This is a genomic window from Stenotrophomonas sp. pho (assembly GCF_006228405.1).
Classification (GTDB): domain Bacteria; phylum Pseudomonadota; class Gammaproteobacteria; order Xanthomonadales; family Xanthomonadaceae; genus Stenotrophomonas; species Stenotrophomonas sepilia.
Map to the genome: position 1 here is coordinate 1089414 of NZ_CP029759.1, position 11600 is coordinate 1101013.

The 11600-nt window shown below is 66.6% G+C and carries 7 protein-coding genes and 1 pseudogene; 6 read left to right on the forward strand and 2 right to left on the reverse strand.

Features of this window, described 5'->3' with window-relative positions:
- The first annotated feature begins 3 nt into the window (after positions 1 to 3).
- The 6 genes and pseudogenes from DL544_RS05105 to DL544_RS05130 all read left to right on the forward strand — a co-directional run bounded on the left by DL544_RS05105 (position 4) and on the right by DL544_RS05130 (position 6794).
- A pseudogene (locus DL544_RS05105) lies at positions 4 to 2192 on the forward strand (glucosidase family protein).
- On the forward strand, positions 2189 to 3676 hold the full coding sequence (locus tag DL544_RS05110; RefSeq protein ID WP_061479199.1) for an MFS transporter: 1488 nt from the start codon (positions 2189 to 2191) through the stop codon (positions 3674 to 3676). Before DL544_RS05105 ends, DL544_RS05110 begins: the two are co-directional and overlap by 4 nt.
- Positions 3676 to 5391, forward strand: a complete 1716-nt coding sequence (locus DL544_RS05115) for an alpha-amylase family glycosyl hydrolase (protein WP_139726803.1) — start codon at positions 3676 to 3678, stop codon at positions 5389 to 5391. Before DL544_RS05110 ends, DL544_RS05115 begins: the two co-directional genes overlap by 1 nt.
- A 121-nt stretch (positions 5392 to 5512) precedes the next feature.
- On the forward strand, positions 5513 to 5899 hold the full coding sequence (locus DL544_RS05120) for an SseB family protein (protein ID WP_065196572.1): 387 nt from the start codon (positions 5513 to 5515) through the stop codon (positions 5897 to 5899).
- A 140-nt stretch (positions 5900 to 6039) separates the two neighbouring features.
- The gene (locus DL544_RS05125) at positions 6040 to 6504 is read left to right on the forward strand and encodes a GNAT family N-acetyltransferase (protein WP_032954000.1); all 465 of its coding nucleotides are present in this window, start codon (positions 6040 to 6042) and stop codon (positions 6502 to 6504) included.
- The gene (locus DL544_RS05130) at positions 6501 to 6794 is read left to right on the forward strand and encodes a hypothetical protein (protein ID WP_065177907.1); all 294 of its coding nucleotides are present in this window, start codon (positions 6501 to 6503) and stop codon (positions 6792 to 6794) included. The genes DL544_RS05125 and DL544_RS05130 overlap by 4 nt, the downstream gene beginning before the upstream one ends.
- A 115-nt stretch (positions 6795 to 6909) precedes the next feature.
- Here the strand turns inward: DL544_RS05130 and DL544_RS05135 are convergent, their stop codons facing one another.
- Together DL544_RS05135 and DL544_RS05140 are read right to left on the reverse strand one after the other, a co-directional pair.
- Positions 6910 to 10482 carry an ABC transporter permease/M1 family aminopeptidase gene (locus DL544_RS05135; protein WP_139726804.1) on the reverse strand — a complete coding sequence of 1191 codons (3573 nt, stop codon included), beginning with the start codon at positions 10480 to 10482 and terminating at the stop codon, positions 6910 to 6912.
- A gap of 12 nt (positions 10483 to 10494) precedes the next feature.
- Positions 10495 to 11397: an ABC transporter ATP-binding protein gene (locus tag DL544_RS05140; RefSeq protein WP_065177906.1), complete on the reverse strand. Its 903-nt coding sequence runs from the start codon at positions 11395 to 11397 to the stop codon at positions 10495 to 10497.
- Positions 11398 to 11600 lie beyond the last annotated feature (203 nt).

The window sequence follows — 11600 nt, forward strand, 5'->3', positions numbered from 1 at the left end:
TCGATGCTGAAGATCATTTGCCTGACCGCTGCCCTGGGGGCAGCGCTGGGATCGACCGCGCAGGCGGCCGACCTGCAATTCGATGGCCGCCATGCGCGTGCCGAAGCCGCTGCCAACGGCAGCTTCGTGCTGCATGCGCCGAAGGGCGATGTGCATATCGCGCCGATGCCGATGCGCAGCCAGACCGGCAGCGTGATGTTCGATGCCCTGTTCGCGCTGGCCCAGCAGGAGATGGACCAGGACCGCGTGGACGCGATTCGCGATCCCGCGTTCGACGAAGGCCGACCGGTGCCGTGCGAGTGCTTCCAGACCGGCGCGCGCTGGCCCTATGTGTGGACGCGCGATGTCAGCTTTGCCGCCGATCTGGCGCTCGCACGCCTGGACCCGAAGCGCACCCGGCAGTCGCTGCAGTTCAAACTGTCGGCGGCGCGCGACGGGCACACGCCCGGCCTGTTTGTGGCGCAGGACACCGGTTCCGGTGGCAGCTGGCCGATCAGCAGCGACCGCGTGGTGTGGTTCCTGGCGGCTCGTCAGCTGCTGGAGGATCGCGCATTTGCCGACCAGGTCTGGCAGGCGCTGCAGGGCACGCTGGCGCAGGACCGCGCGATAGTGTTCGACGCGCAGATGGGCCTGTACCGTGGCGAGACTTCGTTCCTGGACTGGCGCGAGCAGACCTATCCGGACTGGACCCGCGAGGACGTGCGCTTCATCGGTGATTCCTATGCACTGTCCACCAACGTGCTGCACTACCAGGCACTGCGCCTGGCCGAACGCCTGGCCGGGCAACACGGCGATGCCCGCGCGGCCGATTACAAGGCCTGGGCCGACGCATTGGCGCAGCAGATCGATGCGCGCTTCTGGCGCGAGTATATCGGCCAGTACATGAGCTACATCGGCGAAGCGGCGCACCCGGTGCCGTACGCCAAGGTCGATCTGCTCGGCCTCTCGCTGGGCATCCTTGCCGAGGTGCTGCCGCCCGAGCGCGCGCGGCGTGCGCTGGCGGCGTATCCGATGGGGCCAGCCGGCAGCCCGGTGGTCTGGCCGCAGGAAGCACAACAGCCGATCTATCACAACCGGGCGATCTGGCCGTTCGTCAGTGCCTACTCGCTGCGTGCGGCGCGGCAGCTGGACGATGCGCCGCGCATCGCCGCCGAGATCCGCTCGCTGATGCAGGGTGCCGCGCTGGCCGGTTCCAACATGGAGAACTACGAGCTGGTCAGCCAGGCCGTGCATGTCGAGGAAGGCGCGCTGAGCGGCCCGGTGGTCAACTCCGAACGCCAGCTGTGGTCGGTGGCCGGGTATCTGTCGATGGTGGTCGAAGGCGTGTTCGGCGTGCAGGACGATGGCCGCGTGCAGCCCAAGCTGCCGGCCGCGCTGGTCCCCGAACTGTTCGGCAAGCAGCGCCGCATCTCCCTGGAGGCCGATGGCAAGCGCTATGTGCTGGAGCGGCCGAAGCAGGTGGGTGATGGCCTGCTGGTGGCGGGCCAGGTAAAGACGCGTGGTGCCACCACCACCGTGCAGCTGGTGGCCACCGCAGCGGCACCGCGCAGCGTGGCGACGACGGCCGACGCCAATGCGCGCGCACCGGCCACGCCGGCCGCACCGCAGGCGCGACGCAAGGGCAGGGGCTGGAACATCGAGGTCGCTGCCGGCCAGGTGCTGTGGCAGGACGGTCGCGCGCTCACCGCCAGCAATGGCCTGGCACGCATCGGTGACGATGGCCTGCAGCATTGCCTGAGCCTGACCCGGCGCGACGGCGCATTGGAATCGCTGCACAGTCCGATGGTCTGCGTCGGTCCGCAGCAGCGACTGAAGGGTGCCGAGCGCTGGCAGTTCACCTCGGCCAAGGCGGGGCAGGTGCGCCTGCGCCTGCAGTACAGCAACGCGAATGGGCCGATCAACACGGGCGTGACCGCCGCTGTGAAGCAGCTGGCGCTGCAGTGCCCTGGCCAGCCGTTGCAGCGGCACGCCGTCACCCTGCCGCACAGCGTGGCCGTGCAGGACTCGACCTCGGCGACGTTCCCGGTGCCGAAGGGCCGATGCACGGTCACGCTTGAAGAGGGCTTCAACATGAGCACACTGCAGCATTTCGCGCACTACACCGGGGCAAGGGCGGGCGCGACGGCGTGCTCAACCAGGCGCAGGTGCAGGCGCTGACGGTGGCGCCCGTGGCTGTAGAGGACGCACGATGAATCGCCCCGCCAAACCCCAGCTGTCGTTCTGGCAGATCTGGAACATGTGTTTCGGTTTTCTCGGCATCCAGTTCGGCTTCGCCCTGCAGAATGCCAACGCCAGCCGCATTTTCGAGACGCTGGGCGCGGACATCGACGCGGTACCGGGGCTGTGGATCGCCGCGCCGCTGACCGGCCTGCTGGTGCAGCCGGTGATCGGTTACCTGTCCGATCGCACCTGGACGCGCTGGGGGCGGCGCCGTCCGTTCTTCATGATCGGTGCGGTGCTGACCACGCTGGCCCTGCTGGTGATGCCGAATTCGCCGACGCTGTGGATCGCGGCCGGCACGCTGTGGGTGCTCGATGCCTCGATCAACGTATCGATGGAGCCGTTCCGAGCCTTCGTCGGCGACCAGCTGGCGCCACGCCAGCGTCCGGCCGGATATGCGATGCAGAGCTTCTTCATCGGTGTGGGCGCCATCGTCGCCAGCTTCCTGCCGTTCATCCTGGCCCACTTCGGCGTTGCCAATACGGCCGCCGCCGGTGAGGTGCCGGACACCGTGCGCTATGCGTTCTACTTCGGCGCGGCGGTGCTGCTGGCGGCGATCACCTGGACGGTGGTCAGCACCCGCGAATATTCACCAGCAGAACTGGCTGCCTTCGATGATGCCGAGCCGCCGGCGCATCATGCGGGAGCGGTGATCAACGGCCCGGCGCCATGGACGCGGGTGGCCCTGTGGCTAGGGCTGGGTGTGCTGTTGGCGCTGCTGATCACCTGGCGGCAAGGCGACAGGATGCTGTACGTGCTGGCAGGCCTGTGCGCCGGCTACGGCCTGCTGCTGGCGGCCGCGCGCGCGTTGCCGGCCACGCATATGCTGGCCGCCATCGTCGGCGACCTGCGCGCGATGCCGGTGACCATGCGCCGCCTCGCGTGGGTGCAGTTCTTCTCATGGTTCGCGCTTTTCGCCATGTGGATCTACACCACTGCTGCGGTGGCCGGTACCCACTTCGGTTCGACCGATCCACAGTCGGTGGCCTACAACGAAGGTGCCAACTGGGTGGGCGTGCTGTTTGGCGCCTACAACGGCTTCGCTGCGCTGGCGGCGGTGCTGATTCCGCCGATGGTGCGTGCGATCGGCCTGCGCTGGAGCCACCTGGTCAACCTGTGGCTGGGCGCTGCCGGCCTGGTCTCGCTGATGTTCATCCGCGACCCGCACTGGCTGCTGCTGTCGATGGTGGGTGTGGGCTTTGCCTGGGCATCGATCCTGTCGTTGCCGTATGCACTGCTGTCCGACAGCGTGCCTGCGTCGAAGATGGGCGTGTACATGGGCATCTTCAATTTCTTCATCGTGATCCCGCAGCTGGTGGCGGCCAGTGCGCTTGGCTTTGCCCTGCGCGCATGGCTGGGTGGCCAGCCGATGCATGTGCTGGTGCTGGGCGGCTGCAGCCTGTTCGTCGCCGGCCTGTGCGTGCTGCGGGTTCCGTCCCGTCCGGAGGTGGTGTGATGCGTGGTGTCCTGGCTGTTGCTGTTTCCCTTGCCCTGTTCGCCGGCCAGGCCGTGGCCACGCCGCGCCCGGACTACGTCGGCACCACCGATCCGTTCGCCAGCGATGCGGTGTACTTCGTGGTCACTGACCGCTTCGTCAACGGTGATCCATCCAATGACCATCGCGACCAGGGTGGCGCGCACCGCACCTTCGACATCCCGGTGCCATGCCCGGACAAGGTGGACGGCAACATCGGCTACCTCGGCGGCGACTTCCGTGGCGTGCTCGACAATGCGCAGTACATCCGCAACCTGGGTTTCGGCGCGGTTTGGATCACGCCGATCGTCGACAACCCTGACCAAGCTTTCACCGGCAGCAAGCCGATCAGCTGCACCAGCACGCTGACCGACCGCGGCAAGACCGGCTACCACGGCTACTGGGGCATCAACTTCTACAGACTCGATGAGCACCTGCCCAGCAGGGACCTGGACTTCGCCGGACTGACCAAGGGCCTGCACGGTGCCGGCTTGAAGGTGGTGCTGGACATCGTCGGCAACCACGGTTCGCCGGCCTGGACCATGCCGATACGGCAACCGCAGTTCGGCCAGATCTTCGACAAGGACGGAACGCTGATTGCCGACCACCAGAACCTGCCACCGCAGAAGCTGGACCCGAAGCACAACCCGCTGCACGCGTTCTACAACAACATCGGCCCGGTCGACAGCAAGGACGGCTCGATCTTCGACGGCAACCTCGCCGAACTGTCCGACTTCAACCAGGACAATCCGGCGGTGATGGACTATCTGGTCGGCGCTTACCTGCAGTGGACCGCGCAGGGCGTGGACGCGCTGCGCATCGATACCATCGGCTGGCTGCCGCACCCGTGGTGGCATGAATTCGTCAAGCGCATCCGCGCCGAGCACCCGGGCATGTTCATGTTCGGCGAAGCCTTCGACTACAACGCGGCGACCATTGCCGAGCACACCTGGCCGGCCAACGCCAATGTCAGCGTGCTCGACTTCCCGTTGCGCGGTGCTCTGGAGCAGACCTTCGGCACCGCCGGCAAGGGCTTTGAGACGCTGGCCGAGCCGCTGCACCTGAGCGGTGGCCCGTATGCCAATCCGTACGAGCTGATGAGCTTCTACGACAACCACGACATGCCGCGCCTGCAGGCCAGCGACAATGGCTTCATCGACGCGCACAACTGGCTGTTCACCGCGCGCGGCATTCCGGTGGTCTATTACGGCTCGGAGACCGGCTTCATGCGTGGCCGCGCCGAGCACGCAGGCAACCGTGCCTACTTCGGCCAGCCGCGTGTGGACGCTGCGCCGCAGAGCCCGATCTTCGCGCCGCTGCAGCGTATCGCCAAACTGCGTGAAGCGACCCCGGCACTGCAGCGTGGCTTGCAGGTGAACGAGCGGCTGCAGGGCGATGAGGCCGTGTTCTTCCGCGTGCTGCAGCACGGTGACGTGACGCAGACCGCGCTGGTGCTGCTGAACAAGGGTGATGCGGCGCGCACCTTCGAGGTGGACCGCTACCTGCAGGCTGGCACGTGGCGTGATGCGCTGGATGGCGGCACGGTGAAGGTCGAGCAGCAGCTGAAGACTGACGTGCCGGCGCATGGGGTAAAGGTCTATGTGCTGGACGCCACCGTGCAGCAGCCGGCACTGCAGGCCGAACTGGACAAGGCGATGGCCGACCAGAAGGCGCGGGACCAGCGCCTGGGGCGGTAGTGCCGGTCGCTGGCCGGCAACTCATGAATCCATGGTCCCTTCAGGTGCCGGCCAGCGGCCGGCACTACCGGGGGGACCACATCCGGCACAATAGGCACCCCTCACGCCCTGCCGTACCGCCATGACCGACCTCGTCCCGCAGACCCCGATCGAAACCCTGCTGAAGGCGGCGATGGACGGGGCGGTGCCGATCCGCGCCTTCATGGAAGCCTTCGTCGCCTCCGAGGTGGTGCTGCAGACCGGCAGCCTGGTGACCCCCGATGGCAGCGGTTTCGACCCGCTGCTGTTCGACAAGCAGGGCACGCTGCACGTGGCCGTGTTCACCGATCCATCGCGGGTGGGCATCTACAGCCAGCAGGCCGAACACCAGATCCGCTGGCTGATGCTGGACGTGCTGCGCCGCGTGCCCGGCGGCTACGGCGTGGTGATCAACCCGGGCACCGCGCTGGGCTTCGAGATCTCGCCCAGCGGCATCGGCGAGATCCTGAAGGACTTCGCCCAGGGTTGATTGTCATGTAGAGCCGAGCCCATGCTCGGCTGCCGTTCGCGCAATGCCCGCTCAGTCGTGCAAGGCTCGACGCTACAGAAGGCTTCCCTTCGAACGCCGTCCGTGATCCCCTTGGGCAACATCGGGATCGAGGCCTGGTCATGGAGTTCAGGGTATTGCCTGCCGACGCAGCGGAACGACAGCAATTGGCGCAGTGGTACCACGCGCAATGGGGCCGGGACGCCGGCCTGACGCTGGAACAGGAACTGCAACGGCTCGACCCGCCGCAGGATGCTGAAGGTTTCCCGCACCTGATCGCCGCTTTCGAAGATGGGCAGGTGGTCGGTGCAGTCCAGCTCAAGCGCCGCGAGATGCAGGCCTTTCCACAGTACGAGTACTGGTTGGGCAGCGTATTCGTGGCCGACAGCCATCGCGGCCGCGGATTGGCCAGTGGTCTGGTCGAACAGGCTGCGGCACAGGCCGCGCGGATGGGCGTTTCCGACCTGTACCTGCAGACCGAGGCCCTGGATGGTGGTCTGTACGCGCGGCTGGGCTGGAAGCCGGTGCAGGAAGCCGACAACCGCAGCTATCGCGTGCTGGTGATGGTGCGCAGGTTGGCCGCATGAGCGCATCCACGGTACGCCATTCCCGCTCGGCCCTGATCTTCCTGATCGTGGCCATCGTTGCGGCCCTGGTGGCCATGCCCCTGCTGCGCGCGGTAGGCATGGTGCAGTGGCCGGTGTTTGTCATCGCCTGGCTGATCAACCTGGGCGCGGCTTGGCATCTGGCCCAGTGGGCGCGCCAGCAGGGGCGCTCGGGCTGGGCGTTCGGGGTACCGGCAGCGCTAGGTACGGTCGCCTCGATCGTGGTCTATGTGCTGTTGGCGTTGCTGGGGCCGAAGTCCCCGGTGCGCTGAACCTTCGCCGGCTGTCCTGGACAAGGTGCCGAGCAGGGCTCGGCACCACAGCAAGGCCGAGCCAAGCCCGCACGCGTTGCGTGGAGCGCCGGCGCACAGGCCGGCGCCCCCTCCCTCACATCGTCACCTTGCGCCGGTTGTCATCGCTCACCCGGTCGATCAGCTTGTTGTAGGGATCGAAGCCCGCTTCATCCGGCTTCCCGTCCACCGTCACCGTGATCTTCGGCGCGGCGCTGGTGATGTGGTGGCGCTGCAGGTACAGCACCTTCTGGTCGCGCTCCTTGCCCGACGGGCCGTTGGCGAACACGCCGATCTCGACCCAGTCATCCATCTTCGCGTCGCTCTCCTTGCCCTTGCCATCGGCGTACTGCTTGGCGGCGTGCAGGTCCAGGGTCACGTCGTAGCGCCCGTCATCGCGCTTGCGGGCGCTGGCGGCCATCACCCGGTTGTCGTAGAAGCTGATCTTCTCGAACAGATCGGTGACCAGCTGCTGGCGGTCAGCCGGGGTCTCGGCGCGGATGTAGCCCAGCAGCTCGCGTGATGTGGTGTACGGCGGCTGCTGGTAGCCCTTGTCCTGCAGGAAGCGCTTCAACGCCCGGTTCAGGGCCTGCTCGCCGATTTCCTCGCGCAGCCGATAGAACACCAGCGAACCCTTCTGGTAGTGGATGTACTGCTGGTTCTCCACGCGCTCCAGCGGCTGTTCCTCGATGGCCTCGCCGCCGCGGCCGGACAGGTAACCGTCCAGCTCGCGCTTGAGGAACTGGCGCATATGCTGGCGGCCGTACTCCTGCTCCATCACCATCAGCGCCGAGTACTGCGACAACGATTCGGACAGCACCGTTGCGCCCTGCACGTTGGCACCAATCACCTGGTGCGCCCACCACTGGTGTGCGATCTCGTGCGCGGTCACGTAGAACACGTAGTCCACCTTGTCCGGGTCACGCAGGTCAGCGATGAAACCGATGGCCTCGGAGTAGGGGATGGTGTTGGCGAACGACTGCGCGAAGCGGGCATAGCCCGGGAACTCGATGATGCGTACCTGGCGGTGCTGGTACGGCGTGAAGTTCGCCTCGTAGTAGGCCAGTGATTTCTGCACCGCCTCGATCATCCGGTCCACGTTGTAGCCGTGCGCCGGGTCGAAGTAGACCTCGATCGGGATGTCCTTGTACTTCGCCTTGCGCACCTCCCAGCGTGCCGACAGATACGCGTAGAAGTTCAGCATGGGCCGGTCCATGGCATAGCTGAAGCAGCGCCGGCCATTCACCGTGGTCTCGTGCCGCAGGTAGCCCGGCGCCAGCGCGACCTGGTCCGGCGCGGTGCACACCGTGGTGCGGAAATCGAGCCAGTCGGCATCATTGGAGATATAGGTGTTGGCCCGCGCTGCCTCGTCTTCCAGCCTGGGCATGCGCCGCGGTTCACCGAGATCGCGCTTGCGGCGTTCGTTGCGGTCGCTGATCTCGGCGCCCTCGTTATAGCCGAAGGACGGCAGTACGCGGCTGTTGAAGAAGGTGCCGTTGTCGACGATGTTGCTCGGTGCCTGGCCAGCGGTGATGCCGTTGGGCTTCTGCACCACCCGGAAATGCACGCTGCGGGTTTCACCGGGTTGCAGCGGCCTGTCCAGCCGGTAGATGCGGTAGCCGAGATCCTTGTCGTGGAAGGTCAACTTCTGCCCGCCGAGGTCGGCGGCCAGCAGCTGCTTGTCGTCGCCCATTGAGACATGCAGGTCCTGGATGGGCTGCGCGTGCAGGTTGCGGATGGTCCAGTTCGCATCGATCACCATTGACTGCGATTCCGGGAACAGGTCCACGCGGTTGTCCACGGCGACAATGCGCGGCTGCGGCAGGTTGCGGTACTTCAACAGCTCGCGCTCGTAGCGGGCCTGCAGGTCCAGCTGCTGGTCGGGCGGGATGAACTCGTTGCGGATGTTGGTGCTCCAGTACAGCCAGCCGCCCACGCCGACGAACGCCACTGCTGCCAGCGCCGCAAAGGCGCCGGTAGGGCCGCGCAGGCGACGGCCAGCCAGCGCCAGGCGCTGGCTGACACCGCGTACCCAGAAGGCTGACGCCAGACACATCAGCGTCAGCAGGAACAGCGCCCAGTAGCCCTGGAAGGCCAGCTGCCCCGGCAGGAAGTGGCCGTAGCCGTTCATGTCCGAATAGGGCGCGTTGGGCCAGCTGCCGAAGTTGTACAGGTGCTGCGTGTAGTCGAGCAGGCCGAGCACGCCCTGGCCGATCATCACCACGATCAGCAGCGCGTAACCGACGAACTTGTTGTTGGTGAGTACCTGCAGCACCAGCGCCAGGCCCCCCATCAGGATGTAGACCACCGAATCCAGCGCCAGGCTGCGCAGGTACAGCAGCGGCTCCAGATGGGTGTAGCCCTTGGCCAGCTGCACGCCCATCGCGGCCAGCGCACCGGCGGCCTGGAAGCAGACGATCACCGCCAGCAGCGCAGTGAACTTGGCCAGCAGTGGCACCCAGTTCGGCACCGGCATGGCATCGGTCACTTCGTTGATACGCGCGCTGCGTTCCTTCCAGACCAGTTCACCGGCGAAGAACAGCACGATGATCACCAGCAGCCAGCTGAAGGCGCCCTGCAGGGCCATGATCATCTGCGAGGTGACCGGCCAGATCGAGGTGCCGTACAGGGTCTGCCGGAACAGCGCGCTGGGCAGGAAGTTGGCCAGGCCCAGCACCAGCAGCACGATGAACGGCACGCTGCGCAGCACGCCGCGTGTATCGAAGCGCACCTGGCGCAGGAACTGCCGCCACGCCGTGGTGGCGGTGAACGCCGGCACCACGCGCGGCAGTGCTGCGCGGGTGGGGCGGACACTGGCGGCATCGGCAACCGGTTGCGCCTGCCTGCGGCCCCAGCGCCGACGACCACTGCCGCTGCGTTCGGTACGGAACAGCGCGAAGGTGGCGGCGAACAGCGCGGCAGCCACACCCAACCACAGAGCACGGTTGGCCAGCAGGTAACCGGCCAGCTCGGGAATCCCGTTGTTGCGTTCGGCGGTGGACCAGTAGCGGATCGTGCGGCCGAGGGCGCGCATGCCCAGCGGTTCGCTCAGCACCGCGATCCACGTATTGTCGATGTCACGCAGCAGGGCCGCGCTGGCACCGTACAGCACCAGGTAGGCCACCAGGCCGATGTAGACCCACAGGATCGAGCGGGTCAGTGCCGCCAGCAGCGACAGCAGTGCGGTGGTGAACAACAGGTTCGGAATGACGATGACCGCGAACGTCCACGCATAGCCATGCCAGCTGATCGGGCCCATGCGCTCGGGATCGACCCACGGCATGAACGGTGCCAGCCACAGCCCGAACGCGATCACCACGTAAACCAGCAGCCCGGCGGCGAGGGCAGCGGCGATGCGCCCCGCCAGGTAGTCGCGGCGTTTCACCGGGCTGGCGAAGATCAGTTCGGCGGTGCCCAGTTCGAAGTCACGCAGCAGCGCATTGCTGACGAACAGTGCAGTGACCAGCATGCCGAGCAGGGTGAAGATGCCCAGCATCTGCGCGATCACGGTGGGCGCGTTGCTGTGCACGTTGCCGCTACCGCCACCGATCTGCACCGCATCGCTGGAGGCGGCGGCGAAGGCGAGCAGGGCGAACAGCCCGGCCAGCAGCCACAGCAGCGGGGAGCGCAGCTGCTCGCGCAGCTCGAAACGGAAGAAATCGAGGATCATGGTGTGCTCCGCTCAGGCTGCCGCGCGGGCACGGGCCTGCAGGCGCAGGCGCTGGAAGTACACGTCCTCAAGGTCGGGAGCCACGGCCGCGAAGCCATCGCCGGGGTCGTTGGCGCTGTGCACGTGGATCACTGGGCGGCCCCCGACCAGGCGGGTCGAGAGCACCACGTAGCGTGCTTCATGGTCGGCCAGTTCCGAAGGATCGACCTGCTTGCGCCAGACCTGCTGCTGCAGGGCATCGATGGCATCGGCCGGTCGCCCGGTCAGCAGCACCTGGCCCTTGTTCATGATCGCCATCGTCGGGCACAGGTCGGTCACGTCCTCGACGATGTGGGTGGACAGGATCACCGCCACGTTCTCGCCAATCGCCGCCAGCAGGTTGAGGAAGCGGTTGCGTTCCTCCGGATCGAGGCCGGCGGTGGGTTCGTCGACGATTACCAAGCGTGGGTCACCCAACAGCGCCTGAGCGATGCCGAAGCGCTGGCGCATGCCGCCGGAGTAGGTGCCCAGCTTGCGCTTGCGCGCGTCCCAGAGGTTCACCTGCTGCAGCAGTCCATCGACCACCTCGCGACGCTGGGCGCGCTGGGTCAGGCCCTTGAGCACCGCGAAATGTTCCAGCAGGTCCAGCGCGCTGACTTTCGGGTACACGCCGAAATCCTGCGGCAGGTAGCCCAGCCGGCGGCGCACCGCCTCCTTGTCGCGCAGTACGTCGATCGGCGCCTCGCCCGGAATGCTGAGCGTCGCCGTGCCGCTGTCGGCCTCCTGCAGGGTGGACAGCGTGCGCATCAGCGACGACTTGCCAGCGCCGTTCGGGCCGAGCAGGCCGAACATGCCGCGCGGGATGTCCAGGGTGACGTTGTTGAGGGCATGCACGCCGTTGGCGTACGTCTTGGACAGCGAATCGATCTTCAGCACTTGGCAGCTCCAGGAGAAGAGGCGGACCGAGGTGGAATCGACCGGGCGACCTGAAATCGGGTTGCCGGCCTTGAAGGCTGAAACTCTGGGACGTGCAGCTGCAACGTCCTATAGGACATGTCCCAGAGATCACCGATCTTCGCGGATGTCCTGCAGGCGCAGGGCTGCAACACCGGATCGCATGCGATGGGCTCCCGTTCGAC

Bases quoted from the DNA above. Each gene is read 5' to 3' on its own strand.
- DL544_RS05110 (WP_061479199.1), top strand. From the start codon at position 2,189: ATGAATCGCCCCGCCAAACCCCAGCTGTCGTTCTGGCAGATCTGGAAC.
- DL544_RS05115 (WP_139726803.1), top strand. From the start codon at position 3,676: ATGCGTGGTGTCCTGGCTGTTGCTGTTTCCCTTGCCCTGTTCGCCGGC.
- DL544_RS05120 (WP_065196572.1), top strand. From the start codon at position 5,513: ATGACCGACCTCGTCCCGCAGACCCCGATCGAAACCCTGCTGAAGGCG.
- DL544_RS05125 (WP_032954000.1), top strand. From the start codon at position 6,040: ATGGAGTTCAGGGTATTGCCTGCCGACGCAGCGGAACGACAGCAATTG.
- DL544_RS05130 (WP_065177907.1), top strand. From the start codon at position 6,501: ATGAGCGCATCCACGGTACGCCATTCCCGCTCGGCCCTGATCTTCCTG.
- DL544_RS05135 (WP_139726804.1), bottom strand. From the start codon at position 10,482: ATGATCCTCGATTTCTTCCGTTTCGAGCTGCGCGAGCAGCTGCGCTCC.